This window comes from Sphingomonas sp. S-NIH.Pt15_0812 (assembly GCF_003951315.1).
GTDB lineage: Bacteria > Pseudomonadota > Alphaproteobacteria > Sphingomonadales > Sphingomonadaceae > Sphingomonas.
Map to the genome: position 1 here is coordinate 107187 of NZ_QLJH01000005.1, position 27000 is coordinate 134186.

23 protein-coding genes and 1 tRNA gene are annotated in these 27000 nt (G+C 68.2%); 9 read left to right on the forward strand and 15 right to left on the reverse strand.

The window, feature by feature from the left end; all coding sequences use genetic code 11:
• The first annotated feature begins 7 nt into the window (after window positions 1-7).
• Genes BRX43_RS05160 through rsmA form a run of 3 tightly spaced genes read left to right on the forward strand, consistent with a single transcriptional unit; the run spans window position 8 to window position 3220 of the window.
• The gene (locus tag BRX43_RS05160) at window positions 8-1387 is read left to right on the forward strand and encodes a peptidylprolyl isomerase (protein WP_309660191.1); all 1380 of its coding nucleotides are present in this window, start codon (window positions 8-10) and stop codon (window positions 1385-1387) included.
• Between the two features lie 4 nt (window positions 1388-1391).
• Complete coding sequence (pdxA, locus tag BRX43_RS05165; protein ID WP_125993791.1) at window positions 1392-2384, forward strand: 4-hydroxythreonine-4-phosphate dehydrogenase PdxA; 993 nt, start codon at window positions 1392-1394, stop codon at window positions 2382-2384.
• On the forward strand, window positions 2381-3220 hold the full coding sequence (gene rsmA / locus BRX43_RS05170; protein ID WP_125993792.1) for a 16S rRNA (adenine(1518)-N(6)/adenine(1519)-N(6))-dimethyltransferase RsmA: 840 nt from the start codon (window positions 2381-2383) through the stop codon (window positions 3218-3220). The genes pdxA and rsmA overlap by 4 nt, the downstream gene beginning before the upstream one ends.
• 10 nt (window positions 3221-3230) lie before the next feature.
• On the opposite strand, the gene BRX43_RS05175 is transcribed toward rsmA, so the two are convergent.
• Together BRX43_RS05175 and BRX43_RS05180 are read right to left on the reverse strand one after the other, a co-directional pair.
• Window positions 3231-3626 (reverse strand): SgcJ/EcaC family oxidoreductase, encoded by a 396-nt coding sequence (locus BRX43_RS05175; protein ID WP_125993793.1) that lies wholly within the window; start codon window positions 3624-3626, stop codon window positions 3231-3233.
• The gene (locus BRX43_RS05180; RefSeq protein WP_125993794.1) at window positions 3626-5143 is read right to left on the reverse strand and encodes a GGDEF domain-containing phosphodiesterase; all 1518 of its coding nucleotides are present in this window, start codon (window positions 5141-5143) and stop codon (window positions 3626-3628) included. The genes BRX43_RS05175 and BRX43_RS05180 overlap by 1 nt, the downstream gene beginning before the upstream one ends.
• A gap of 85 nt (window positions 5144-5228) precedes the next feature.
• Here BRX43_RS05180 and moaA point away from each other — a divergent pair, with 85 nt between their 5' ends.
• Together moaA and BRX43_RS05190 are read left to right on the forward strand one after the other, a co-directional pair.
• Window positions 5229-6242, forward strand: a complete 1014-nt coding sequence (gene moaA / locus BRX43_RS05185; protein WP_125993795.1) for a GTP 3',8-cyclase MoaA — start codon at window positions 5229-5231, stop codon at window positions 6240-6242.
• Window positions 6239-7018: an NAD kinase gene (locus BRX43_RS05190; RefSeq protein WP_125993796.1), complete on the forward strand. Its 780-nt coding sequence runs from the start codon at window positions 6239-6241 to the stop codon at window positions 7016-7018. Before moaA ends, BRX43_RS05190 begins: the two co-directional genes overlap by 4 nt.
• Window positions 7019-7026: 8 nt before the next feature.
• On the opposite strand, the gene BRX43_RS05195 is transcribed toward BRX43_RS05190, so the two are convergent.
• The 5 genes from BRX43_RS05195 to BRX43_RS05215 all read right to left on the reverse strand — a co-directional run bounded on the left by BRX43_RS05195 (window position 7027) and on the right by BRX43_RS05215 (window position 11647).
• Window positions 7027-7500: a hypothetical protein gene (locus BRX43_RS05195; protein ID WP_125993797.1), complete on the reverse strand. Its 474-nt coding sequence runs from the start codon at window positions 7498-7500 to the stop codon at window positions 7027-7029.
• A gap of 171 nt (window positions 7501-7671) precedes the next feature.
• Entirely contained in the window at window positions 7672-9354 is a 1683-nt protein-coding gene (locus BRX43_RS05200; RefSeq protein WP_206433110.1) for a hypothetical protein, read from the reverse strand.
• 598 nt (window positions 9355-9952) lie between these two features.
• A tRNA-Asn gene (locus BRX43_RS05205) sits at window positions 9953-10027 on the reverse strand.
• A 109-nt stretch (window positions 10028-10136) separates the two neighbouring features.
• Window positions 10137-11282 (reverse strand): glutathionylspermidine synthase family protein, encoded by a 1146-nt coding sequence (locus tag BRX43_RS05210; protein ID WP_125993799.1) that lies wholly within the window; start codon window positions 11280-11282, stop codon window positions 10137-10139.
• A complete protein-coding gene (locus BRX43_RS05215) occupies window positions 11279-11647 on the reverse strand; it encodes a hypothetical protein (protein ID WP_125993800.1) in 369 nt (122 codons plus the stop codon). The genes BRX43_RS05210 and BRX43_RS05215 overlap by 4 nt, the downstream gene beginning before the upstream one ends.
• A 92-nt stretch (window positions 11648-11739) precedes the next feature.
• Between BRX43_RS05215 and BRX43_RS05220 the strand changes: the two genes are divergently transcribed.
• A complete protein-coding gene (locus tag BRX43_RS05220; protein WP_125993801.1) occupies window positions 11740-12156 on the forward strand; it encodes a secondary thiamine-phosphate synthase enzyme YjbQ in 417 nt (138 codons plus the stop codon).
• Between the two features lie 123 nt (window positions 12157-12279).
• Window positions 12280-12900 carry a hypothetical protein gene (locus tag BRX43_RS05225; protein ID WP_125993802.1) on the forward strand — a complete coding sequence of 207 codons (621 nt, stop codon included), beginning with the start codon at window positions 12280-12282 and terminating at the stop codon, window positions 12898-12900.
• 132 nt (window positions 12901-13032) lie between these two features.
• Here BRX43_RS05225 and secA read toward each other — a convergent pair whose 3' ends face one another.
• Both secA and BRX43_RS05235 read right to left on the reverse strand, forming a co-directional pair.
• Entirely contained in the window at window positions 13033-15777 is a 2745-nt protein-coding gene (gene secA / locus BRX43_RS05230) for a preprotein translocase subunit SecA (protein WP_125993803.1), read from the reverse strand.
• A 90-nt stretch (window positions 15778-15867) separates the two neighbouring features.
• A complete protein-coding gene (locus BRX43_RS05235) occupies window positions 15868-16125 on the reverse strand; it encodes a hypothetical protein (RefSeq protein WP_125993804.1) in 258 nt (85 codons plus the stop codon).
• A gap of 97 nt (window positions 16126-16222) precedes the next feature.
• Between BRX43_RS05235 and argJ the strand changes: the two genes are divergently transcribed.
• Together argJ and BRX43_RS05245 are read left to right on the forward strand one after the other, a co-directional pair.
• Window positions 16223-17443: a bifunctional glutamate N-acetyltransferase/amino-acid acetyltransferase ArgJ gene (gene argJ, locus BRX43_RS05240; protein WP_125993805.1), complete on the forward strand. Its 1221-nt coding sequence runs from the start codon at window positions 16223-16225 to the stop codon at window positions 17441-17443.
• 5 nt (window positions 17444-17448) lie between these two features.
• On the forward strand, window positions 17449-18063 hold the full coding sequence (locus BRX43_RS05245; RefSeq protein WP_125993806.1) for a glutathione S-transferase family protein: 615 nt from the start codon (window positions 17449-17451) through the stop codon (window positions 18061-18063).
• 43 nt (window positions 18064-18106) lie between these two features.
• Here BRX43_RS05245 and trxA read toward each other — a convergent pair whose 3' ends face one another.
• Genes trxA through tsaE form a run of 6 tightly spaced genes read right to left on the reverse strand, consistent with a single transcriptional unit; the run spans window position 18107 to window position 27000 of the window.
• The gene (trxA, locus tag BRX43_RS05250; protein WP_125993807.1) at window positions 18107-18427 is read right to left on the reverse strand and encodes a thioredoxin TrxA; all 321 of its coding nucleotides are present in this window, start codon (window positions 18425-18427) and stop codon (window positions 18107-18109) included.
• Between the two features lie 47 nt (window positions 18428-18474).
• Complete coding sequence (gene addA, locus BRX43_RS05255; RefSeq protein ID WP_125993808.1) at window positions 18475-21903, reverse strand: double-strand break repair helicase AddA; 3429 nt, start codon at window positions 21901-21903, stop codon at window positions 18475-18477.
• Window positions 21887-24835 (reverse strand): double-strand break repair protein AddB, encoded by a 2949-nt coding sequence (addB, locus tag BRX43_RS05260; protein WP_125993809.1) that lies wholly within the window; start codon window positions 24833-24835, stop codon window positions 21887-21889. Before addB ends, addA begins: the two co-directional genes overlap by 17 nt.
• Window positions 24828-25586, reverse strand: a complete 759-nt coding sequence (locus BRX43_RS05265) for a nucleotidyltransferase family protein (RefSeq protein ID WP_125993810.1) — start codon at window positions 25584-25586, stop codon at window positions 24828-24830. Before BRX43_RS05265 ends, addB begins: the two co-directional genes overlap by 8 nt.
• Complete coding sequence (locus BRX43_RS05270; RefSeq protein WP_206433115.1) at window positions 25583-26563, reverse strand: phosphotransferase; 981 nt, start codon at window positions 26561-26563, stop codon at window positions 25583-25585. Before BRX43_RS05270 ends, BRX43_RS05265 begins: the two co-directional genes overlap by 4 nt.
• Window positions 26560-27000 carry a tRNA (adenosine(37)-N6)-threonylcarbamoyltransferase complex ATPase subunit type 1 TsaE gene (gene tsaE, locus BRX43_RS05275; protein WP_125993874.1) on the reverse strand — a complete coding sequence of 147 codons (441 nt, stop codon included), beginning with the start codon at window positions 26998-27000 and terminating at the stop codon, window positions 26560-26562. The genes BRX43_RS05270 and tsaE overlap by 4 nt, the downstream gene beginning before the upstream one ends.

The window sequence follows — 27000 nt, forward strand, 5'->3', positions numbered from 1 at the left end:
CGAACACGTGAAGCAGAATCGTCGTTGGGCTGCACGCAGCGGCCGGATGCTGGGATTTGTCGCGCTGACCGCCATGGCGGCGGGCGCGGTCGCCCAGTCCGCGCAGCAGGGATCGCCTGCTCAGGAGGCGCCGGGGGCCGATAACGGCCTGAACATTCCGGCCGATTCGCAGATCTTCGGCAAGTTCGACCCCAATGTCCGCAAGCCCACCGCGATCGTGAACGACACGGTGATCACCGGCACCGATGTCGACCAGCGCGTCGCGCTGGTGCTGGCGGCGAACAATGGCGGCCAGATCAGCCAGGCCGATCGCGACCGGCTGAAGCTGCAGGTGCTGCGCCAGCTGATCGACGAGACGCTGGAGATCCAGGAGGCCAAGTCCGCCGAGATCACCATCACGCCCGACGAGATCACCCAGAGCTACAACCGGGTCGCGCGCAACTTCAACCGCACGCCGCAGCAGATGACCGACTATCTGCGTCAGAACGGATCGTCGGATCGCTCGCTCAAGCGGCAGATCGAGGGCGAACTCGCCTGGCAGCGCTATCTGCGCCGCAAAGTGGAACCGTTCGTCAATATCGGCGACCAGGAGGTGAAGGGCATCCTCGACCGCCTGGAGGCCGCCAAGGGCACTGAGGAATATAACCTCCGCGAGATCTTCCTCGCCGCCAACGACGCCAATGCCGCGCAGATCGCGGAGCGCGCCAAGGGGATCATCGGCGAAATCCAGAAGGCGCAGCAGCCCTTCGACTTCTTCGCCCGGCAATATTCGGAGGCCTCGACCCGCTCGGTCGGCGGCGATCTGGGCTGGGTACGCGCCGCCGTGCTGCCCGCCGAACTGGCGAGCGCCGCACAGCAGATGCAGGTCGGGCAGGTCGCCGGGCCGATCCCGATCCCCGGCGGCTTCTCGATCCTGTACCTGACCGACAAGCGTCAGGTGCTGACCGCCGATCCGCGCGACGCCCGGCTCAGCCTGAAGCAGCTGACCGTCCACTTCGCCCCCGGCACCACCCAGGCCCAGGCGACACAGCGCGCGGCCGCGTTCGGCGAAGGGCTGAAGAAAATCCAGGGCTGCGGCACCGTCGCCAAGATCGCGGCCAGCGTCGGCGCGGAAGTGGTCGACAACGACACGGTCCGCATCCGCGACCTGCCGCCGCAGCTGGCCGACATCATGCTGCAGCTCCAGATCGGCCAGGCGACGCCGCCCTTCGGTTCGGCCGAATCGGGGGTCCGCGCCTTGGTGCTGTGCGGCCGCGACGATCCGCAATCGGGCCAGCTTCCCTCGTCCGACCAGATCCAGAACCAGTTGCAGCAGCAACGCGTGAACCTGCGTGCCCAGCAGAAGCTGCGCGACCTGCGTCGCGACGCGGTGGTCGAGTATCGGTGATCCGATGACGCCGCTCGCGGTATCGCTGGGCGATCCGGCCGGGGTCGGGCCGGAGATCGTCGCCAAGGCCTGGGACCGGCGGACGGACAAGGCGCTGCCGTCCTTCTTCGCGGTCGGCGATCCGCGCGCGGTCGCCCGGGTCTGGACCGGGCCGGTCATCGAGATCGCCGATCCCTCGGAGGCGAAAGCGGCGTTCGCGACCGGCCTGCCCATCCTCCCGGTGCGGGGCGCGGGCACGATCCAGCCGGGACAGCCCGATCTGGCGGGTGCGCAGGTCGCGCTCGACAGCTTGGAACAGGCGATGGCGCTGGTGCTGGCCGGACGCGCTGGCGCACTGGTCACGGCGCCGGTGTCCAAGGCGCAACTCTACGAGATCGGCTTCCGTTATCCGGGCCAGACCGAATTCGTGACCGACCGTTGCGGCTTGCACACGGCGGACACGGTGATGATGCTCGCCGGGCCGGGCCTGCGGGTCGTGCCGATGACCACGCATGTGTCGCTGTCGGCCGTACCCGCGCTTCTGACGCCCGACCTGATCGCCGCCAGCGCCCGCGTGACCGCCCATGGCCTGCGCCGGGATTTCGGCATCGCCGCGCCGCGCCTGGTCCTCGCCGGCCTCAACCCTCATGCCGGTGAGAGCGGCGCGATCGGTCGCGAGGAGATCGAGGTGATGGAGCCGGCTATCGCCCTGCTCCGGGCGGAGGGGATCGACATCACCGGGCCACATGCCGCCGACACGCTGTTCCACCCGCGGGCGCGCGAGCGCTATGACGCGGCGCTGTGCGGCTATCACGATCAGGCGTTGGTGCCGATCAAGACGCTGTTCTTCGACGACGGCGTCAACATCACGCTCGGCCTGCCGGTGGTGCGGACCTCGCCCGACCATGGCACCGCCTTCGGCATCGCCGGACAGGATCGGGCGGTGCCCGGCGCGATGATCGCCGCCATCGCCATGGCCGGCGCGGCCGCCACCCGCCGCGCGGCGGCGCGCGCATGACCGTCACCCTGCCCCCCTTGCGCGACGTGATCGCGCGGCACGGCCTGTCCGCCTCCAAGGCGCTGGGACAGAATTTCCTGTTCGACGGGCAATTGCTCGGCCGCATCGCGGCGGTTCCCGGTCCGCTCGCCGATCAAGAGGTGCTGGAGGTCGGCCCCGGCCCCGGCGGCCTGACCCGCGCCTTGCTGGCGACGGGCGCACAGGTGACCGCGATCGAGCGCGACCATCGCTGCATTCCCGCGCTGGAGGAACTGGGCGAAGCCTATCCGGGCCAGCTGCGGCTGATCGAGGGGGATGCGCTGGCGATCGACGCGCCGTCGCTCTTCGCCGGCCGGCCGCATATCGCCTCCAACCTGCCCTATAATGTCGGCACCGCGTTGTTGATCGGCTGGCTGTCGGCCAACTGGTCGCCCGAACCCTGGTGGCGGTCGCTGACGCTGATGTTCCAGCGCGAGGTGGCGGATCGGATCGTCGCCGCTCCCGGCTCGTCCGCCTATGGCCGGCTGGCGGTGCTGGCGCAGTGGCGCTCGACCGCGCGCATCGCGATGCCGGTCCACCGTTCCGCCTTCACCCCGCCGCCCAAGGTCATGTCGGCGGTGGTCCATCTGACCCCGACGCCGACGCCCGAGGGGGTCCGGCTGGCGGTGCTGGAACGACTGACCGCCGCCGCCTTCGGCCAGCGGCGCAAGATGCTGCGACAGAGCCTCAAGGGCGTGGCGGGCGCGGATGCGGCGATGGCGGTGGTCGGCGTCGATCCGTCGCGCCGGGCGGAGACCGTTTCGGTGGCGGAGTTCGTCGCCATGGCCCGGGCCATGGATGCCGCCCCGCCGGCCTGATCCGTCCGCCTCAGCTGCTATGGTCGCTGACGATCCGCCAGGCCCTGCCCTGACGCTCGAAGACCAGCGACGTCAGGCCGGTCTCCGACTTGTCCTCGGCGGTCAGCGTCCAACGGGCGATCAGCAGGCGGTGGGTGGCATCGATCGGCCGCTGGTACAGCGTCTCGAAAGACAGCCGCCCCCGCGCGTTACCGCCGGATCGAAAGGACGGAGCATAGCGCGCCGCGATCGCCGCCCGTCCCCGCACCAGCCCCTTGGCGGTGACGAACACCGCATCCTCGGTATAGACCGCCACGAAAGCCGACAGGTCGCCCCGGTTCCAGGCGGCGGCACTGTCGGCCATGGCGGCTCCGACGCCGCCCGGCTGCACCGCCGCCGCCGCGAGCAGGATCATCGGCATCTTCATCACGATTGCTCCACCAAGGCGACCAGTTCCTCCTCCCGCAACGGACCGGCGCACAGAAACCCCTGATACCAACCGCATCCCTCGGCCGAGAGCAGCGCCAGCTGCGCGGGTGTCTCCACCCCCTCGGCAATGACGGCAAGGCCCAGGGCACGGGCGATGTCGATCACCCCGCGCACCACCACCCGGTCGCGCGGGCTGCCGGCGATCTCGTCGACCAGGGCCTTGTCGAGCTTCACATAATCGAGCGGCAGCGCCTTGAGATAGGCGAGGCTGGAATAGCCGGTGCCGAAATCGTCGATCGCGATCCGGCATCCGGCCGCGCGCAATTCGGCAAGCAGGCCCGCGACCGTCTTCATCTCGCGGATCATGCCCGTCTCGGTCAGCTCCACGGTCAGCCGCCCGCGCGGGAAGCCGCTGGCATCCACCCGGTCCAGGAAGGTCGCGGCGAAGCCCCGGCGCGCGACATCGGCGGCGGTCAGGTTGAGCGACAGCCGCAACGCGCCCAACGCGCGCGGCCAGGCGGCGGCGCGCGACAGGACCAGGGCCTGGATCTGGTCGGACAGCGCGATGCCCAGATCGGCGCGCTCGGCCGCGGCGAACAGGGTGGCCGCGCCCAGCGGTCCCCAGCGGGGATGCTCCCAGCGGGCCAGCGCCTCCACCCCGACGATCCGACCGCTGGCGACCTCCACCTGCGGCTGGAACACGACGCCGATCTCGCCGCGCGACAGGCCCAGATGCAGATCGACCGCGAGCGCGTCGATCGGCGCCACCCCCTCCGGTTCGGCGAGGTGGATGGTCGCGCCATCGCTCTCCCGCGCGCCGTGCAGCGCCTGATAGGCGCGACGGATCATCGCCTCGGCATCGTCGCCTGGCTCCGGCGTGGCGAATCCGACCCGGCTGCCCAGCACCACCCGCACCCCGCCGGTCAGCACCGGTCGGGTCAATTCCTCGCCCAGGATCGCCAGCATGTGATCGGTGCTGCCATCCTCCATCGCCAACAGCACATGCTCGCCGCCGGCGCGTGCGATGATGGCGTGCCCCTCGACGGCGATGCTGAGCCGTTCGAGCAAGGCCGAGATGGCGGCGTCGGTGCGGCTTCGCCCATGCGCGGCGTGGACCAGGTCGAGCCGGGAGAGCGCCACCGCCGCCACCGCGCAATTGGCCCCATTGGCCAGCCGCCCGGCCAGCCAGCGGTGCAGCGGCCCAGGCGCAATGGCCGCCGTGGCGCCATGTCGTTGCGGCAGGCCGCCCCCTGCCGCGCGCACCGCCAGCGCGATCGCGTCCGGCTCGCACGGATCGAGCAGGAAATGCGTCGCCCCCGCCGCGACCAGCGCCCCGGCATCCTCCAGCGTATCCACCAGGACCAGCACCGGGCCGCGCTGCGCCGCCGATTCGACGGATTGCGCGGCCCGCGATCCGCGCCCCCGTGCATCGATCACGGCGACTCGCCCCGCCGAGCCGCGCTCGGTGGGCGGCAGGGGTATCGTGGCGGTGCCACTGGAATGGGTATCGCTCATTGATACCTTTTTGCGTCCTTTCCCGTCCGGCGGCAAGCAATCCCGGCTTGCGACGGAGCCTGTCCCCGCTTAGCGCGTTACGGCGATGGTGAACCATACTGTCCCTGCCCAGCCCGCGCTGATCGATGCGCACGGCCGCGCCATCCGCTATCTGCGCATCTCCGTCACCGATCGCTGCGATCTCCGCTGTCGATATTGCATGGCGGAGGCGATGACCTTCCTGCCGCGCAAGGCGTTGCTGGCGCTGGAGGAGATCGCGGTCATCGCCGAACGCTTCGTCGCGCGCGGAGTCACCAAGATCCGCCTGTCCGGCGGCGAGCCGCTGGTCCGGCGCGACGTGGGCGAACTGATCCACCGGATCGGACGTCTGGTCGGTCAAGGCCTGGACGAACTGACGCTGACCACCAACGGCACGCGGCTGGCCGATCATGCCGAGACGCTGGTCGCGGCGGGCGTGCGCCGGGTCAATGTCAGCCTGGACACGCGCGATCCGGATCGCTTCCGCTACATAACCCGGCATGGCGACGTGCATCAGGTGCTGGGCGGCATCCGCGCCGCGCAGGCAGCGGGGCTGCGGGTCAAGATCAACGCGGTCGCGCTGAAGGGGTTGAACGACGCCGAACTGCCCGACCTGCTGCAATGGTGCGTGGACGAGCAGCTCGACCTCTCCCTGATCGAGACGATGCCACTCGGCGCGATCGATGAGGACCGGGTCGACCGGTTCCTGCCCCTGACGGTGGCGATGGAAGGGCTGCAACGCCGGTTCCCCCTGGTGCGCGATGCGCATCGCACCGGCGGCCCGGCCCGCTACTGGCGGGTCGAGGGCACGAACACCCGACTGGGCCTGATCTCGCCGCTCACCGCCAATTTCTGTGACGGCTGCAACCGCGTGCGCCTGACCACCGAGGGCAAGCTGTATCTGTGCCTGGGCCATGACGATCAGGTGGACCTGAAGCATGCCCTGCGCGAGGGCGGCCTGCCGGCGCTGGATGCCGCGATCGACCTGGGCCTGGCGCGCAAGCCCGCGCGGCATGACTTCCAAATTGCTACCGGTGCGTCCCCCGCCGTGGCGCGACATATGAGCGTCACTGGCGGATGACCCGATACCCACGGCGCGCATTGCTCGCCTCTCCGACCGCGCCGGCGCAGCAGGCGGCGAAATCCCTGGCCGATGCGGCGGACTGGGTCGACTGGGAGGAGGCGGACATGGTCGTCGCGCTCGGCGGCGACGGCTTCATGCTCCAGACGCTCCACCGGATGCTGGAACGCCGCAAGCCGCCGGTGCCCGTGTTCGGCATGAACCTGGGTACGGTCGGCTTCCTGATGAACGAATGGCAGCTGCACGGCCTGAACGCCCGGCTGGACGCGGCGCGGCCGTTCAAGGTCACGCCGCTCCAATGCACGATCACCGGCTCGGACGGCCGCATCCATGTGCTGCCGGCGATCAATGAGGTGTCCGTCCTGCGCGAGACGCGACAGACCGCCAAGCTGGAGGTCACGGTGAATAACCGCGTCGTCCTGCCCGAACTGGCCTGCGACGGCATATTGGTGGCGACCCCGGCGGGATCGACCGCGTATAATTTCTCCGCGCAGGGCCCGATCCTGCCGCTTGGCTCGAACCTTCTGGCGCTGACGCCCATCAGCCCGTTCCGCCCGCGCCGCTGGCGCGGTGCGATCCTGCCGGAAAAGGCACGCATCTCGATCCGCGCCATCCATACCGACAAGCGCCCCATCTCCGCCGTCGCCGACCAGCGCGAGATTCGCGATGTCGCCAGCGTCGATGTCTGCATCGACCGGGCCCGTGAACTGACGCTGCTGTTCGATCCCGAACATGCGCTGGACGACCGGATCACGATGGAGCAATTCATCGCCTGAGTCGTCGCTTAGCGCAGATCGTTGCGCCGCCAGATGACCAAGGTTTCGTCCACCGTGAAGAAGCGGTGCGGCAAACGCGCGATCGGGCGATAGCCCTGGTGGAGGATGCCGAGCAGGCGGGCTTCCATTTCGGCATTGCGATCCGGACGGGCCGGTGCGGTGACGGTGATGACGGTGCCCGGATGCCGGGCCATGGCGGCATCCAGCGCCACCCTCGGCGGCTCCCCCAGCGCCGCCGCTTCCCGGCGGGAGCTGATATGCGCGCTGAACGGGAAGCGGGTGACACGACGGGCGTCGGTCAGCTGATAATAGGCGACCGGCCCCTCGAACACGAACAGGCAGCGGGTTCGCACATCGGCCGGGATGGCGGCGCGCACCTGCGCGGCGATGGCGCGATCCATTGCTCCGCTACGTGGCATGAAGATCTGCGTATGCGCGAGCGGCCAGAGGAGCAACATCGTCCAGCCGCACAGCAAACTCAACTATTTTCTATCGATATATGAAACAACGGCACTGCTACCGCCAGTCTTCACACTGACCTTTCCCTACTTCCGACCCGCAAAATTGCTCCAAACAATAATACTAAACGTGATACCGGACCCCCTGATGGGTGTTCGCCCAAAAGCTAAATTTATGTGGTTTTCGATACCCCGTCAGATATTGGTGACCGGCACGGGGCGAGCGCATCCCCGCTCTAGCATATGAACGCGCTTACGTCGTATAGATATCATAGCCGGCGTATCAAAGCCCTCATCACCCTGAATACCCACCAACTTCGCATCGGCTCGATCAAAGATCATTACCCTGTTATTGTCGCAAATATAATCAATCTGATCGATACTCAATTCTGACATATCAAGTAAAAATGGGCCACGATTTGAATTTCTTACGCGAACGATATCTTGAACATAGGCTCCCGCCAGAGGGTCAACTATGACGACGTCTGCTGGGGAGTTTTGCAATATCTGATAAGCGTTGGCATAAGGCATCAAAAGTTCATGCGAACGCCACATGGCAAATGGGGCAGAAATACATACAGCAAATATTATGCTGGTGGTAAGCAATTTTCGCTTCAAAAAAACGCCAGATGCCTTCAGGTGTACGACACCACCGGCTGCTAGAAGGATAATGCACGGCATCAGGTGATGGAGGTAGCGATAGCCATAGCCAAAACCCTGCCACGGCATAAGCATAAGGCCAATACCAAGCGAAATGACAAAGGCAAAGGAGACCGGAATATTTCTTCGGCTCTTCTGTATGGCAGCCCTTACGCCAATCAAAACAAGAGGTAACGTCAAAATATTCTGCCATGCTAGGAATCGCGCCACACTAGTGATTGGCTCCAGATTATTCAGCCTAGATAAGTGCTCCACGATCACGTCAGACAGGGTTTTTGATAGATTACTACCCGGCGCCGGCCCTCCACCAAACAGGGGAAACAGAATAAACTGAGTCCATACTATGTCCCAAAACACGCAATAGCCAATTGCGGCTCCGGCATACAGTATCGCAAGCCCCTTACGATGCGTCAGTACCATCCATATGATGAACCCCGATAGAAACAATAAGTGAAAATGAAGTTGGTGCAACCCCGCTGCCACCAGTCCACATAGAATCGCAGCAGCATGACCGTTACGTCCCCCATGAAGGAAACATACAATCCAAACCGCATTCAGGGCAAAATGCGCAGTAGTGGCATAAGGCGTCATTGCATTCACAATGAGCTGAGTAGAGGTCGCTGCCAAAACAACAGCAACCAATGCCGCCGCTTGGTCGCTCGGCCACAAAAGCCGCGCTGCTTTCCATGTTGCAGCTATACCTATAAGCAACAGGATCGGCCCGGCCAACCAACGGTCGCCGACCAGGCCGGCAGCGGCTCGAAACACTGAATTCATCGGCAGGTAGTCGGAAACCCAATAACCATGCGCAATGAAGCGACCTGCACTCGAAGGTAGGCCAGCCTTGCCGAAACCGTGAAACTTTGTGGGGATTTGCATACCTAGCAGACCTTGCTGCATGTACCGTGCGGCAAAGTCGGCCATATCCTCGTCACGGGACATCGCGTAGCGATTCATCACGACCCAAGTGCCTATGTAGGCCAGCGCTACCGCTGCGATGGTGAGTGCGATGACCGCCCGCGGTTTTAGCTCCGTAGCCGCTACACCGGCCGCGACCGGCGTTCGAGCAGCAGCGAACATGGCTGCGCCTCCCACGAGCAAGAGGGGCAGGTCCTGGTGAAAAAAATAATAATCTTGGATTCCGGATAACCCACGAGAACTCAGCCACCACGATCCAACCGCCGCCAACGTCAATATCATCAGCGCAGATCGGCGCATGACAGCAGGCATTGTCAGGCCGGCTTGCGAGGTCGAGGATATAGATGGCATAGATTACGGCCTCCTAGACCACGCCCAGTGGCATTTTCATAGTTAAGAAACTGTGAAAATTGCTCTGCGATATCGCCTCGGCCTCGCTGAGTCGTGAGGCGGAAAATGCAACTCTGGTTAAATGGCTGGACCAACCACCCTATAAACTATCGACATCAGTGCGTCAGGCTGAGAAGGTCAACCCGCGCTTGCCCTCAACGACAACCGATGCTTGGCGGACCGCTGTAGCCATCGCTTCGGAATCTCCTGTGCCCCTGTGTCCCTGCCTGATCGATATACTATAACGGCCAGTTTGGTTGCCTGGACAATGGCGAGCCACTCTATCGAGCCGGCCAACGCAGCAGGAAATATCTGAGACGCAAGGGCGCCCGCTCATGCCACCCTCGCCTGTGTGTATGCGGGGGCAATAGCGAAGCCGATTCGCTAGGCTGCATCCGCAAGTCAGAACAGACCGCGAATGTCATAATGGGTTGATAAGGGCTGTCATAATGCGAAGGCGCAAGGCGCTTCGTCTTCGGCAAAAGGCCTATCTTTCCCGCTGGAAAGGTGGCTCCCTGAGTAGGATTCGAACCTACGGCCGCTCGATTAACAGTCGAGAGCTCTACCGCTGAGCTATCAGGGATCGTTGCCGTGCGGGCTCCTATAAAGGGCGAGAAAAAAGGCGCAAGCCTGTTTTTTGGCAAATTCGTTACGGAAGCGATTTTTTCGAAAACGCCACCGATCCGACCATCTCAGCCCTCGACGATATGCGGCACGAAGCGCGCGCTGTTGCCCGTGATCAGGCCGTCCTCGCGGATGCCGATCCCGGCAGGCGTGCCGTCGACCATCCAGCTGCCGATCACGGGAAAACATCCGGCCGCCGGCTCCGGCAACGGGTAGAGCGACTGATAGACGTAGCCCTCGTCGCCATATTCCCCTTCCCGCTCCGCCAGGATCGTGCCGCCCCGGCGGATCGAGACGTTCGCCCCCTCCCGCGACAGCAACGGCTTGGCGACCGCGTCGCCGGCCGGGATGGCGAAACTGGCCGGCAGCAGATTGGGATGACCCGGGAACAGCTCCCACAGGACGGGCAGGATCGCCTTGTTCGACCAGATCATCTTCCAGACCGGCTCCATCCACAATATGCCCTGGCTCAGGCTGTCGAGCAGCATCGGCGCGAACGCCTCCTGCGCCAGCCATTCCCAGGGATAGAGTTTCCAGCAGGCCGCGATCCGCCGGTCGTCCGCGTCGACGAAGCAGCGCCGGTCATGATCCCAGCAGATCGCGTCGATCAGCAGCGGCACCGTCTCGACGCCGCCCGCCCGCGCGGTGTCGCGCAGGTAGGCGGCGGTGACGCTGTCCTCACGCGCATCGTCCTCGACATGCGCGACATGCACGGTCGCGGGCAGATAGGGGGCGATGTCGGCCCATTTGGCCACCAGGGCCTCGTGGAGTCCGTTGCACCGTCCGGCATGGGGGAAGACCGTCTCCTTCCACGTCCATTGCACCACCGCCGCCTCCAGCAGGGCGGTCGGCGTGTCGCAGTTGAACTCGAACAGCTTGGGCGGCGTGCGGCCGTCATAGCCCAGGTCGAACCGCCCGATGTTGAGCGCCGGCGGCTCCGCCTCCCAGGCGGCGCGGATCGCGGCGTGGAAGGGACGTGGGATGGCGAAGCGGTCGAGCAGGACGTCGCTGTCGACCACCGCCTGCCCCGCCGCCAGGAACAGACGATAGAGTTCGGCGCTCGCCGTCTCGATCTCCGCGACCTGATCGGGCGTGAAGACATAGCAGGCGGATTCGTCCCAATAGGGCCGGCCATCGGCGCTGTGCCAGACCAGCCCCTCCGCCTCGACCCGCGCCTGCCAGTCGGGGCGGGGCGTGATGGTCCGCCGGATCATGCGTGGCCGCTCCCGAAGAAACGCCCCGATCCGCCAAAGCCACCCCGCGACACCGCGCCCGTCCGCGTGACCGCGCTGGCGACCGGCGCGCGGACGTAGCGCCCCGCGCCCGGCTGGTAGGAGCCGCCCCGCGCCCGCTCGCCCAGGAACGGCAACGTCGCGTTGCGGGCGAGATAATACCAGCCGAAGCCGCCACCGCCATGGCGGTTGTGCTGGCTGCACCGATCGTCGGACACCCGCCGGCCGGACCGGTCGGTGCAGATGGCGGTGTCGCGATCCGCCGTCCAGCGTTCCGGCTGGCGCTGGCATCCGCTGGCCAGCACGGCGGCCGCCACGCCGATGGTGATCCTCAGGTCGAACGTCATCGCATCTTCTCCCCCATAGGCGGTTGATAGGGCAAGGCGTCGGGACCATCCAGCGGCTGGAGCGCGGCGACGCTTTCGTCCATGGTCGGGCCATGCGCCAAGCCACGACCCTCCTCACGATCGACACGCCCGGACCGGGCCTTCACGAATGGACCGACCGCCTGGTCGACTGGGTAAGCGCCCAGCGATTCGAGGCCGGGCTGCTCACCCTCTTCTGCCGGCACACCTCCGCCTCGCTGCTGATCCAGGAAAATGCGGCGCCGGCCGCCCGGCGCGATGTCGAACGCTATTTCGCCCGCCTCGCGCCGGAGAGCGACGGCTATGAACATGGCGACGAGGGGCCGGACGACATGCCTGCCCATCTGCGCACCGCCCTGACCCAGACCCACCTGTCCATCCCCTTGATCGGCGGGCTGTTGATGCTCGGAACCTGGCAAGGCGTGTACCTGTTCGAACATCGCAGGCGGCCGCATCGCCGTTCGATCGCGGTGCATCTGATCGGCGACTGATCCACGGCAGCATGTCGAATCGTTCATCGATCGCGACGGACCGAGTTCGTTCATCGACCGTTCTGCCATCAACGGCTAAAGACAGGCGGTTCGCCGCACGGGCCGCGAACGGAGATGTGGAAAATGGCACTATCTTTGGGCCGCAAGGCCATGGTGGCGGCACTCGCCGCCACAACCCTGATGGTCGCAGGCTGCGCTACCGAGACGCGCTATCGCCCCGCGACCGGCCAGGGCTTCAATCGCCAGGGCTATAGCGAGCGGATGATCGAGCCGGGCCGTTTCCTGGTGAGCTTCGCGGGCAACAGCGTGACGTCGCGCGATACGGTCGAGCGCTATCTCTTCTATCGCGCCGCCGAACTGACGTTGCAGCAGGGCTTCGACTATTTCGTCATGGCCGATCGTGACACCAACTTGCAGAGCCGCACCTTCTCGACACCGGGCATTGGCGGCCCCTGGGGCTATGGCGGCTTCGGCGGCTATTGGGGTCCGTCGTGGCGCTATTGGGGCCGTGGTTTCGGCTGGCGCAGCTGGGACCCCTGGTTCGGCGGCGGCTTTGGCGGCGGTTTCGGCGGTCCGTGGGGCAACGACTTCGACGTCCGCACCATCGACCGGTACGAGGCGACGGCCGAGATCGTGATGCGCAAGGGACCGATCCCGCGCGACAATATCCGCGCCTTCGACGCGCGCAAGGTGGTCGAGTCGATCGGGCCGACCGTGCAGCTTCCGGAACAGCGCACGCGCTGATCCGTCTCCGTTCGCGGATATCAGGAAAGGGCCGTCGGGAGCGATCCCGGCGGCCCTTTTTTACTGTGTTGCCCTGCCCTACCAATTCCCCTGCGACGGCAGGGGAACGGTGGGGAGGACGACCGGCGGGCCTTACGCCGTCACCGCACCGTGGCAGTGCTTGTATTTCTGGCCCGAGCCGCAAGGACATGGCGCATTGCGGCTGACCCGGCCTTCCCAGTTCGCCGGGTCCTCGCCCAGGTCCGCCGATTCGGGGCGGATGATCTGGAGCGGCGGAAGCTGCGTCGTGACGAAGCCGCGCGTGCCGGCGTCCATGTCGTTGGTGTTGTCCTCACCCGTGAACGGATCGAAATGGGTGGTGAGGAAATCGGGCAGCTCGGGCAGTTCGGGCGCGGGCTGATAGGCGAAGTTCGCGTGGGCGATGGTGCGCGTCACATCTTCGCGGATATGGTCTAGCATCCGCTGGAACAGCGAGAACGCCTCCTGCTTATACTCGTTGATCGGAGTCTTCTGCGCATAGGCGCGCAGGTGGACGACTTGGCGCAGCGCGTCGAGCGTCGCCAGATGCTCCTTCCAGTGATGGTCCAGATGCTGGAGCAGGATCGACTTCTCGACCTGCTGCCAGGTGGCGGGTTCGAGCGACTGGGCCTTCTGCGCGACCATCGCGTCGGCCGCCTCCTGCACGCGGCTTTCGACCATCTCGGGGTCGATCGCCTCTTCCTGCAACCAATCGTCGATCGGCGGGTGGAAGTTCAACACCTCCGCCAGCTTCTCCTTCATGCCGGCCACGTCCCACTGCTCCGGATAGGAATTGGGCGGGCAGGCATCGCCGACGATCAGATTCACCGTCTCCGCGCGCATGTCGGCGACCATGTCGTCGACCGTCTCCGCGTCCATGATGTCGGCGCGCTGCTCGTAGATCACCTTGCGCTGGTCGTTCATCACGTCGTCATATTCGACGACCTGCTTGCGGATGTCGTAGTTGCGCGCCTCGACCTTCTTCTGCGCGGTCTCGATCGCCTTGGTCAGCCACTTGCTGCCGATCGCCTCGCCATCCTCCATGTTGGAGCGCATCATCCGGGCGAACAGCGTGTCGGGCCCGAAGATGCGCAGCAGGTCGTCGTCCAGCGACAGGTAGAAGCGCGACAGGCCCGGATCGCCCTGACGGCCCGAACGGCCGCGCAGCTGGTTGTCGATGCGCCGGCTCTCATGCCGCTCGGTGCCGAGCACGAACAGACCACCCGCCGCCAGCACCTCCGCCTTCTCCGCCGCGATCTCGGCGCGGACGCGCTCCGCCACCGCCTCGTAATCGGGCGTGCCGGCGTCGAGATCGCCATATTCGTCGCTCATGCGGAATTCGAGATTGCCGCCGAGCTGGATGTCGGTGCCGCGGCCCGCCATGTTGGTCGCGATCGTCACCGCCGACTTGCGACCGGCCTGGGCGACGATATGCGCCTCCATCTCGTGATAGCGTGCGTTCAGCACCTTGTGCGGCACGCCCTCCTGGCTGAGGAACTCGCTCAGCATCTCCGACTTCTCGATCGACACGGTGCCGACCAGCACGGGCTGGCCCTTGGCGGCGTGCTCGCCGATCTTCTTGGCGATCGCGCGGAACTTGTCGTGGGTGTCCTTGTAGAATTCGTCCTCCTCGTCCACGCGGCGCACCGGCACGTTGGTCGGGATGGAGACGACGTTGATCTTGTAGATGTCGTAGAATTCGGCCGCCTCGGTCGCCGCCGTGCCGGTCATGCCGCCGATCTTGGGATACATGCGGAAATAATTCTGGAAGGTGATCGAGGCCATGGTCTGGTTCTCGGGCTCGATATTGACGCCCTCCTTGGCCTCGACCGCCTGGTGCAGGCCGTCCGACCAGCGCCGGCCGTCCATCATGCGGCCGGTGAACTCGTCGATGATGATGACCTTGCCATCCTTGACGATATAGTCGGTGTCGCGCTTGAACATCATGTTGGCGCGCAGCGACTGGTTCAGGTGATGCACCACCTGGGTATTCTCGAAATCGTACAGATTCTCGCCCTGGAGCAGCCCGGCCTGCTCCAGCATCCGCTCGGCGCGCTCGGTGCCATCCTCGGTCAGGATGATCGACTTCTGCTTCTCGTCCTTCTCGTAATCGTCCGCGGTCAGCAGCTTCACCACCGCGTCGACCTGGATGTAGAGCTCCGACTTGTCGTCGGTCGGGCCGGAGATGATCAGCGGCGTGCGCGCCTCGTCGATCAGGATCGAGTCGACCTCGTCGATGATCGCGAAATTGAAGGGCCGCTGGACCATCTGCGACCGCTCATACTTCATGTTGTCGCGCAGATAGTCGAAGCCGAACTCGTTGTTCGTGCCATAGGTGATGTCCGCGTCATAGGCGGCGCGGCGCTGCTCGTCGGTCAGGTTGGGGACGATCGTGCCGACCGACAGGCCCAGGAAATTGTAGATGCGGCCCATCTGCGCGGCGTCGCGGCTGGCCAGATAGTCGTTGACGGTGACGACGTGCACGCCCTTGCCCGGCAGCGCGTTCAGATAGGTGGCGAGCGTCGCGACCAGCGTCTTGCCCTCGCCGGTCCGCATCTCGGCGATCTCGCCGCGATGGAGGACGATGCCGCCGATCATCTGCACGTCGAAATGGCGCATCCCCATGACGCGCCACGCCGCCTCGCGCACCGTGGCGAAGGCTTCCGGCAACAGCTGGTCGAGCGTCTCGCCATTCGCCAGCCGCTCGCGGAAGCGGACGGTCTGCTGCGCCAGTTCGGCATCGTCCATCGCCTTCACGGCGGTTTCGAAGCCGGCGATCTTGGCGATCATCGGGTTGAGCGACTTGACGTAGCGGTCGTTGGACGAACCGAAGATGGATTTGGCGAGGCCACCGAACATGAAGGGACTTCCTGGTACGGGAGGCCGCAGGCGGCCGATCGGCGCCGCGGCGGGATAGAGACGAAGACGGTTGTTGGGCGATCGGCCGCGCTATTCGCGCCGACGCGTCGTCCAGATCGGTTGGGCCGCCGGCAGGGCCAACGCCACGTACCGGGGCAGGATCGCCTGGGTGAGGCGGCCGGGCAGCACGAAGGCCGGCCGTGCGGCGACACCCGGCCGCCGGGCGGGCGCGACGGCCGCCACCGCGCTTGCCCCCGCGACCGCCTGCGCCATGTCGGGCGCGCGCACGCTGCCACCGATCCCGGTGAGCGCGGACAACAGGGCCGACAGGAGGAGGAGCAGGTTCATCGGTAAAACGACATAGGGTCGTGACCCTTAACAGTCCATCCCGTCGACGGCACGACGCATCTGGCGCGCGCAACCGTGCGTGATTATCACGCGCGGCATGACTCGCTCTCCGCTCGCCACGCCCTTCCCCGCCCTGCCCGCGATCACCGGGGTGACGCTCCACGTCGCCCGCGCGCGCTACAAGGCCTGGGACCGGTGCGACCTCACCTATGTAACGCTGGCCGAGGGCACGAGCGTCGCGGGCGTGCTGACGCAGAGCCGCTGCCCGTCGCCCGAGGTGGAATGGTGCCGCGCCGCGCTGACGCTGGGCCATGCCCGCGCGCTGGTGGTCAATGCCGGCAATTCCAACGCCTTCACTGGCCATCGCGGCCGCGCGGCGGTGGAGGCGGTCGCGGCGCGCGCGGCGGCGCATCTCGGCTGCAAGCCCTCCGACGTCTTCGTCGCCTCGACCGGCGTGATCGGCGTGCCGCTGCCGATCGACAAGGCGGAGGCCGGGCTGGACGCCGCCTTCGTCGCCGAACCGTGCGACTGGCTGGCGGCGGCGGAGACGATCGGCACGACCGACACCTATGCCAAGGGCGCGAGCGTCACCGCCATCGTCGACGGACGCAGCGTCACGCTCAACGGCATCATCAAGGGGTCGGGCATGATCGCGCCGGACATGGCGACGATGCTCGGCTTCATCTTCACCGACGCGGCGGTCGACGCGCCGTTCCTCCAGCGCGCGCTCAGCGCCGCCAACGCCCCCAGCTTCTCGTGCATCACAGTCGATGGTGACACCTCGACCAGCGACACGGTGCTGGCCTTCGCAACCGGCTCGGCGGGCAACCGGCCGCTGGTCGATGACGACAGCCTGGGGGCCGATGCCTTCCGCGCGGCGCTGGCCGATCTGTGCCGGCAATTGGCGCTGCTGGTGGTGCGCGACGGCGAGGGCGCGACCAAGCTGATCGAGATCCAGGTCGATGGCGCGGACAGCGACCGCTCGGCGCATCGCATCGCGATGAGCATCGCCAACTCGCCGCTGGTGAAGACGGCGATCGCGGGCGAGGACGCCAATTGGGGCCGTGTCGTCATGGCGGTCGGCAAGGCGGGCGAGCCGGCCGAGCGCGACCGGCTGGCGATCCGCTTCGGCGCGACGCAGGTGGCGCGCGACGGTCTCGCGGTCGAGGGCTATGACGAAGCACCGGTCGCCGCGCACCTCAAGGGCGATCATGTCGAGATCGGCGTCGAGCTCGGCCTGGGTGATGGCCGCGCCACGGTGTGGACCTGCGACCTGACGCATGGCTATATCTCCATCAACGCCGATTATCGGAGCTGAGGGCGGTGCTGACGCTCTGGGGCCGGCTGAACTCGCATAATGTGAAGAAGGTCGCCTGGTTCGCCGAGGAACTCGGCCTGCCCTATCAACGCCACGATGTCGGCGGCGCGTTCGGCATGGATGCGGCGTACCGGGCGCTCAACCCCAATGCGCTGATCCCGACGATCACCGACGCCGACGGCTTCACCCTGTGGGAGTCGAACGCGATCCTGCGCTATCTGGCGGCGAAACACGGCGGCGAGCGTTTCTGGCCGTCCGATCCGGCGGCACGGGCGCTGGCCGATCGCTGGATGGACTGGCAGTTCGGCTTCGCCGAGGCGCAACGCGATGCCTTCGTCAACCTGGTCCGCAAGCCGGAGGGCGAACGGGACATGACGGCTGTCGCCGCCGGGGCGGTCAAGGCGGGGGCGATGATGGCGACCCTGGACGAACAGCTGTCGCATACGCCCTGGCTGTCGGGTGATGCCTTCGGATTGGGTGACGTGCCGATGGGCGTCTATGCGCATAGCTGGTTCGCGCTGGCGATCGAGCGGCCGGACCGTCCCCATGTCGCGCGCTGGTACGCGGCCTTGCGCGAGCGGCCGGGCTATGCCGCCAACGTCATGATACCGCTGACCTGATCCGGAGCGGCCATCCCGGTCGGGATGGCCGCCGCCGCAATCCTCAGATCGACTGTTCGATCCAGCTCTTGATCCGGCCCTTGGGTTCCGCGCCGACCTTGGTCGCGGCCGGAACGCCGCCCTTGAACAGGATCATCGTCGGGATGCCGCGCACGCCATATTTACCGGGGGCGTCGGGATTGTCGTCAATGTTCAGCTTGGCGATCGTCACCCGCTCGCCCAGCTCGTCGGAAATCTCCTCCAGCGCCGGGCCGATCATCTTGCAGGGGCCGCACCACTCCGCCCAGAAGTCGACCAGCACGGGCGTGTCGGCGTTGAGCACGTCGTCGGTGAAGCTGGCGTCGGTGATCGTCTTGGTGGGCATGATGCTACTCCTTGTGCGTATCGATCTGGGGAAAATCGTGGATCGTCTCAACCCCCGACGACAGAGCTTTGCTCCGTCGCGGGAAAGCCGGGCTTGTGACCGGCGAGTTGCTCCGGCGTCAGGGTAACCAGCACCGGCCCCGCCGTGTAGAGCAGCGACGCCTCCACCGGCCGGCCGGGAAACACCACCGACAGCGCCGCGACATAGCCGGCCATCTGGCGGATATGATAATCGGGCGGCGCGTCGGGTACGCGACGGCCGGTCTTGAAGTCGACGACCCGGATCGTGTCACCGATCAGCAGCCGGTCGACCTTGCCCGACACGACGAACCCGCCGCCAATGGTCGCGGCGATCGGCGCTTCCGCCAGACTGTCCGGCCCGAACAGCGCGGCGAAGCGCGGATCCTCGATCACCGACAGCGCCGCCTCGGTGAGTTGCCGTCGCTCCGTCGCGTCCGCCACTGCCCCGGCGGTCGCCAGCCAGCGCTCGGCCGCGCCAGCCCGTCGAGCGGGGACCACCATCGGCAGCCGCTCGAACAAGGCGTGGAGCAGCCGGCCCCGCTCCGCCGCCGCGCGCATCGCCGCGGTCGGCGGCGGATCGGCGACCAGATCCTCGCCCATCGCCGAGGGTGCGAGGGGCCGGGAGGGCCGCGATTCCTTCGGGGCCGGCGTCCGGCTCCAACCGGGCAGCGGCGCGGTCGGCTCGGTCACCGGCATAGCCGCCGCGCCGCCGCGCGGGGCGAGCGCCGCCCCCTCCTCATACACTCGCTCGCCCTCGCCCGCCGGTACGCCCAGCGAGTCGAACCCGCGCGCGGCGGCGGCATACCAGCTGGCTTGCGGCGGCACGCCCTTGGCCTTGGGGCCGAGTGCGCCGGCGATCACCAGCCGTTCCTCCGCCCGTGTCGCGGCGACGTAGAAGAGCCGCCAATGCTCCTCCAGTTCGGCCGCCTCCGCCTCCGCCTTCACCATGTCCAGCGGCCCGCCCCGCTCGGTCGCGCGCGGCGGGAAGACCGGCAGCGGCGCGGCCCCCGGCTCGGGCGACCAGCGCAGCGTCGTGCGCGGGCTCTGCGTCGGATCGACCGTCGCATCCGCCAGGATCACCAGCGGCGCCTGCAGGCCCTTGGCGCCGTGCGCGGTCATCACCCGCACCGCATCCATCGGCGCGGACGGATCGCGGACGATCTCGACATCGCCGCGATCGAACCAGTCGAGGAAGCGCTGGAGCGACGGCGTCGTCATATGTTCGAAAGTGAGCGCCGCCGACAGCAATTCCTCGATCGGGTCGCGCGCCTCCGCCCCCAGCCGCGCCAGCAACTTGCGCCGCCCCCCGATCGGGCCGGACAGCAGCTCCTCCAGAAACTGATAGGGCGTGGTGAAGTCGGCGCGGTTGAGGATCAGGCGCAGCGGCGCGATCCGATCCTCGGACAGGGTTTGGGTCAGATGCCGCCACAGGCTGCCATGCGTGCGCGGCGCGGCATGCATCAGCTCGTCCTGGCTCCAGCCGATCAGCGGCGAGACCAGCAGGCTGGCGAGCGACAGGTCGTCGTCGGGCTGGAGCGCGAAGCGCACCGCCGCCAGCAGGTCCTGCACCGCCAGCGGCGCGTTGAGCCGGAGGCGATCGACGCCCGCCACCGGCACCCCCTCCGCGTACAGACGCGCGACCAGCAGCGAGGCGAGGTCGCCGCGTCGCTTGACCAGGATCATCACATCCTCGGGCCTGAGCGGCCGGCCCTTGGCGCCAAGCACCAGTCCCTCGTCCAGCCAGCGTCGCACCGCACGGGCCACATCGCCGGCCAGCTTGCGCACGGCATCGTCGACCCAGCTTTCCTCGTCCTCCTCCGATCCGCCCGCCACCACCGGCGGCCAGAGCGCGACATGGCCCGGCCCGGCCACCTCGCTGGCATGATCCTCCATCAGGCCGATCGCCCCCAGGGCTGGCTCGGGCACCACCGCGACCGCCGCATCGACGAAGCGCAATATGCCCCGGGTCGAGCGGAAACTGTGGGTCAGCGACAGCCGCTCGAACGGCAGTCCGCGCTCATGCTCGGGCCAGTCATCGTCCCCCAGCGCCTCCTGCGCGCGACCGCCGAACCGTCGCTCCGCCCAGGCGAAGTTGACCGGACTGGTCCCCTGGAAGCCGAAGATCGCCTGTTTCCAGTCGCCGACCGTGAACAGCGTGCGCGTGCGCGGCGCATAGATGCCCCGCCCGACGAAGAACTCGTCCGCCACCGCGCTGACGATCCGCCACTGGTTCAGATTGGTGTCCTGCGCCTCGTCGATCAGGACATGTTCGGTGACCTGGTCGAGCTTGTAGCGCACCCATTCACCCACGCCGGGCTGTTCGAGCAGGCTGACGGTGACGCGGATCAGGTCGTCGAAATCGACGCCGCCGACCTGCCGCTTGGCCCGGTCATAGGCGCGGGCATAGTCGCGCCCGACGCTCAGCCCCGCGCCGAGCAGATCCGCATAGGCGGCGCGGGTCGCCAGCGACAGCAGGGCGGCGCACTGGCCATGGAAGCGGCTGGCGGTTTCGGCATAGTCCGGCTCCTGCGGGGCCTGCCCCTTGGCGAAGGAGCGCGGCTCCCCATCGGCGCGCGCCCAGACCGCGTGGAGATCGGCGAGCGTGGCGGCGCGGTCCGCCGGATCGCGTGCGAGCCAGGCGGCGATCGCATCGGCGCGGGCCAGGCCGTTCTTGGTGCCCCAGGCGGCATTACAGGCGGCGAGCCGGCGGAGCGCGGTCTCATCGAAGCCGGCGCACTCGGCCGCCACCGCTTCACCGACATCGCCCTGCGGCAGGTCGAGCTGGCGGCGCAGATAGGGGCCGATACCGACCGGCAGGGCCTCCAGCGCGGCCAGCGACCGGGCGCAGGCGATCAGGAAGCCCTCCGCCCCGCCCTCGCCCAGGCGCAGGCTGAGCGCGCCGATCGTCTCGACCACCGCGCCCCGCCCCTCGCGCTCGGCATCGGTCAGCATCCGGGCCAGCGCCTCGCGCGCCAGCACCGCCTCCTCGCGGGCCTCCAGCGGGCGGAAGCCGGGCGCGAGCCCCGCCTCGACCGGGAAGGCGGCGAGCAGGCCCTGGCAGAAGCCGTGGATCGTCTGGATTCGCAGCCCGCCGCCCGGCGCGTCCAGCACCTTGGCGAAGAGCGTCCGCGCCCGCGCCCGCTGCTCGGGGTCGGCGCGCTCGCCCAGCGCATAGAGATCGTTGGCGAGATCGGTGTCCGCCATCCGCACCCAGGCGGCGAGCCGCTGGCTGATCCGATGCGCCATTTCCGCCGCGCCCGCCTTGGTGAAGGTCAGGCACAGGATCGCGGACGGGTCGACGCCCTTCAACAACAGGCGGAACACGCGGGCGGACAGCACCTGCGTCTTGCCCGTGCCGGCCGAGGCGGAGAGCCAGACATGCGCATGGGGGTCGCTGGCGGCGGCCTGTTCGCCCTTCAGCCGGGGCAGCGGACGGAGTTCAGCGGTCACGGCCATACCATTCGTCGCGGCGCATCAACTGGTCATATTCCGCATAGGGGGCATATTCGGGCACCAGTTTGGCGGTGAAGGGCGCGTCGCCCGTCAGCCATTCGCCCGCGACATCGGTGAAATTGGCGGCGGCGATCGCGACGAACTCGTCGGTCACGATCCTGTCGCGCTTGCCGGCGGGATCGCAGGGGCTTTCGATAAAGCCGAACGCATCGCGCTTCTTGGCCAGCGACCAATATTCGAACGCGGTCGCGCGGCCCTCCACTCCCTCGAACCCGCCGCGCTCGGCGATCAGGCCGAGCAGGCCGAGTTGCAGGCTGAACCCGTTGCGCACCGCCGCGGCACTGGGCGGCTTGCCGGTCTTATAGTCGATGATGCCGATGCCGTCGGCCAGTCGGTCGATCCGGTCGAAGCGGCCGGACAGGCGCACGCCGGCGATATCGATCGCGCCCTTGCCCTCCGCCGCCAGCACCCGGCGACCCTGCCCTGCCATCGCCTCCACCTCGGCGGCGATCCAGTCGATCGCCTCGCGCAGGCGGGGTTGCCACAGGGCGCGGAGCAGCGGATGCACCTCCGCCTCCTCCAGCATCGTCATCGCGCGCGGCCGCAGCGCGTGCGGCGCGCAGCGATCCTCTTTCCACCAGGCCTCCAGGATCGCATGGACGGCAGTGCCGCGCCACGCGGCGGTCGGGTCGGCGTCGACCGGGTCCAGCGGCATCAGCCGCAGCACGCGCCGCGCGTAGAAGGCATAGGGGTCGGCCTTCAATCGGTCGACCTCGGTGACGGAGATCGATTTGGGCCGCTGCGCGACCGGCGGCGAGGGGTGCGGCCGTTCGGCCGGCACCGGGATGCCGGCATCGTCCAGCGCGCGGGTCCAGCCCTCCAGCACGTGATCGCGCACGAACCGATCGCCCGCCATCGCCTGCAAGCGGAGCCACAGGCGAGAGGCGAGCGCGGGGGCGGAGGCGTCGCGCCGGGCGCGGGTGATCAACACCTGCGGCGCGCCCAGCCCCTGCGCGAAGTCGTGCGCGGCGACGCCGATCCGCCGCTCCAGCCCCGACAGGCCGAGCGCGGTGCGGATTCGCGGGGCAAGCCACGGATCGGGTGCAGGCCGGCCGGGCCAGACGCCCTCGTTCAACCCGCCCAGCACCATCAGGTCGGCGGTCTGCAGCCGCGCCTCGATCAGGCCGTAAATGGCCAGGCGCGGATGACCTAGGCCCGGCGGGATACGGACCGGCACCTCGTCCAGCAGGGTGCGGAGCAGCGCCGGCATCTCGGTCGGTTCGACCAGGGCGGGTCCGGCCCCCGCCTCGGCCTCCAGATCGGCGATGAAGTCCGCCGCGGCGCGGCCGGCGGGGCCCGACCAGAGCGCATCGCCGCACAGGGTCTGCGCCGCCTCGCGCAGGCAGGCGATGAAGCCGGCCAGCGGTTGCGCGCCGCTGTCGAAGGTATGGCCGACCGGCTCCAGCACCGGCCTGGCCTCCGCCCAGAATTCGGCGGCGGTGCCTTCGGGGGCCAGCCCGTCGAGCCCGGCCGGCGGGCGTGGTCCGCGCAGGGCCCGGTCGAGCGCACGCACTCCGTCCAGCCAGTGCAGCCGGTTGTCGGCGCGGACCAGCGGATGCTTGAGCAGCGCCAGCAGCGCGAGCGGGGCGAAACGCTGCGCCGCCGCCTCCGCCAGCGCGAGCAGCAACGTGCCCGGCGGTTGCAGCGACAGCGGCTGCCCGGCGCTGTCCGCCACATCGATCCCCCAGCGCCGGCAATGAACCGCGACGCGGCGGGCCAGGGCACGGTCGGGCGTGACCAGGGCGGCGGTACGGCCGGTTTCCTCCAGCGCCTGGCGCAAGGTCAGGGCGATCGCCTGCGCCTCGTCGGCCGGGGTCGGCAATTCAATGGCGCGCACGCCCGACAGGCGACGGTCGGCCGCGGCGAGATTGGTCCAGCGGCCGGTGAACTCGGCCGGGGCCAGCGCATTGGCGATCGCCCGGCCGCGCGCCGGATCGGAGTCCGGCCCCGAGACGGCCGCCGCGCCGCCGCGCCACGCCCGCACCTCGCCGCGCGCGACGCCCATCCGGTCGAGCATCTGCTTCAGGTGGAATTGCGGATGCGTCTCGATCGAGCGCGGCACATGGCCGGTGACGGGGTCGGCAGGATGCGGCCCCAGCGCCTCCCATTCCTCCTCCGCCATGTCGAGGTCGAGGCCGGCGAACACCACCTGCCCCTCCGCCATCTCCGACACGCAGCGCAGCAGCCGCGCCACGGCGGGGGCCGCATCGGTGATGCCGGCCGCGCAGACGAATCCGGGCGGCGGCGCCAACCGCCAGCGCGTCTCCAGCCGGCCGAGCAGCCGTGCGCGCCGATCCGCCGCGTCGATCCGGCCAAGCCGCGCCAGTTCGTCCGGCCAGCGATCGAGCACGATGCGGAACGTCGACAGCGCCCGGTGCCAATGTTCGGTCAGCTCCGGCCCCAAATCGAGTTCGGCGAGGCGCGTGGGCGGCACCTCCTCGACCAGCAACTGGTCGAGCGTATGGGCCAGGTCGCCGGCCAGCCGCACCGCCTCCGCCGCCGGCACCGGCTGGCCGGCGCGGGCCCGTTCCTCGCCGACCAGCCGGGCCAGGATCATCCGCCGGGCATAGGGAGCGACGGCGGGCGGCGGGGGATCGTCCTCGTCCGCCGTGTCCAGCGCCGCGCCGACCGCCTCGCCCAGATCGGGATCGCCCAGCGGCACCAGCCGGGGCAGCAACAGGCCACCGCCGCTGGCGCGCACGAACGCCTCGGTCACCGCGCGCACGGCCCGGTTGTTGGGCAGCAGGATCATGCCGCGCGCCAGTTGCGCCACGTCGCGGCCGCGCATCAGTCCGCCGACCAGCGCATCGGCAAAGGCCCGGTGCGCGGGGATGGTGTAGAGCCGGGGCCGCGCGGCCGCGGGCGCGTCAGCCATCGAGCAGGATCGCCTCGGTCCGCGGGATCGCGCGCGGGGTGCCGACATCGAACCACAGGCCCTGATGCACCTGTCCGAAGGCGCGGCCCGCCGCGATCGCCCGGTCCCAGAACAGATTGGTCGAGAACGGCCCCTCCGGCCAGTCCGCGATCAGCCGGGGATGGAAGATCTGCACGCCCGTATAGGCAAAGGGCGCGACCGTGCCCGGCCGCCGCCGCCGGGTGATCCGGCCATCGGGGGCCAGGTGGAAATCGCCCGATCCGTTGTGGTTGTGCGCGCGCGCCAGCGGCACCATCAGCAGCAGCGCGTCCATCGTCTCGCCATCCCAGCGCGAGGCGAGCAGTTTCAGCGCGTCGACCGGTCCGTCGATCCACAGATTGTCGCTGTTGATGACATAGAGCGGATCGTCGCCGAGCAGGTCGCGCGCCTGGACCAGCCCGCCCCCCGTCTCCATCAACCGCCCGCGCTCGTCGGAGATCGCGATTTCGATCCCCTTGATCCGGTGGGTGACATGCGCCTCCAGCGTGTCCGCCAGATAATGGACGTTGACCACCGCGCGCGCGACGCCGGCATCCTTCAACCGGTCGAAGACATGATCGATCAGCGGCTTGCCCGCCACCTCGATCAGGGGCTTGGGACGGACGGCGGTCAGCGGCCGCATCCGCTTGCCCAGGCCCGCCGCCATCACCATCGCGGTCTTCGGCACCGCGCCGCCGGGATCGAGGCGCAACCGCCACTGGGGCCGGCTCATGCCCCCACCTCCGTCGCGATCGCCAGCGGGTCGCCGCGCCGGTCGGCCGGGATGTTCGCGTCGAACCAGCGCTTCACCGGCGCCAGGACCGGCTGGGCCAAGTCGCGCTCCAGATAGGCCCAGACGCGCGGGCACAAGCCGGCATAGCGCGGCTTGCCGTCGCGCTTCCACAGCCGGGCGAAGATGCCGACGATCTTGGCGTTCCGCTGCGCGCCGAGGACATGATAGGCCGCCAGGAAATCCTCGCCCGCCCCCGTCTCTTCCCGGTAGCGGTCGAGCATCGCCGCCTCCACCGCCGGGGACACGTCGCGCCGTGCGTCCTGGAGCAGCGACACCAGGTCATAGGCGGGATGGCCCGCCAGCGCGTCCTGGAAGTCGAGCAGGCCCAGCCTGCGCGCGCTACCGACCAGCATCAGGTTCTCCGCATGATAATCGCGCAGCACGGTCACCGGCTCGGCCGCCAGCGCGTGGTCGAACACCGCCTCCCAGGCCGCGTGATAGCCCGCCACATCCAGGTCCAGCCCGACCGCCGGGCCATACCATTGCGTCAGCAGGCCGACCTCGCGGTGCAGCACGGCACGATCATAGGGTTCGAGCCCCTCGACCGGATGCCGGGCCAGATCGATCAGCAGGTCGACCGCGTCCGCATAGAGCGCCCACTCGACCGCGGGATCGGCATCCACCGTCTCCCGCAGCCGGACATCGCCGAGATCGGTGAGCAGCACCAGTCCCCGGACCGCGTCGACGGCCAGGATCGCGGGCGCCAGGAAGCCGCGCGCATCCAGCCATCGCGCCATCGCGACGAAGGGCGCGCTATCCTCATGCGGCGGCGGTGCGTCCATCAGCACCGCACTGCGCGCATCATCGGTGACGCGGAAATAGCGGCGGAACGAGGCATCGCCGGCCAGCGGCGTCACCACGGCGTCGCCCCAGCCATGGGTGGCGAGAAAGGCGGCGGCTCCCGCCGGCGGAATCATATCGGCCATCGCTGCTCCCATGCCTTCGGCACCTCGGCTGTCAAGCGCCGGCCGCCGGCCGGATCGATCGCGAGCGTCAGGGCCAGCGCGTCCGGCCAGGCGCGCGCACCGGCGCGTTCCGGCCATTCGACCAGCAACAGTCCGTCGCCCCGCTCATCCTCCAGCCCCAATTCCTCCACTTCTTCGGCATCATCCAGCCGATAGAGATCGACATGCAGCACCGGCAGCGTCACCTCCGGCGGCCGATAGGGCTGGACGATCGCGAAACTCGGGCTCGGTGCCTCGCCGGCGAGGCCCAGGGCCGCGAGCAGTCCGCGCGCGATGCTGGTCTTGCCCGCCCCCAGGTCCCCGCGCAGCGTGATGACGTCGCCTGCCCGCACCCATTGCGCCAATCGCGCGCCGAACGCCTCGGTCGCGGCGGCATCCGCCAGTCGCAT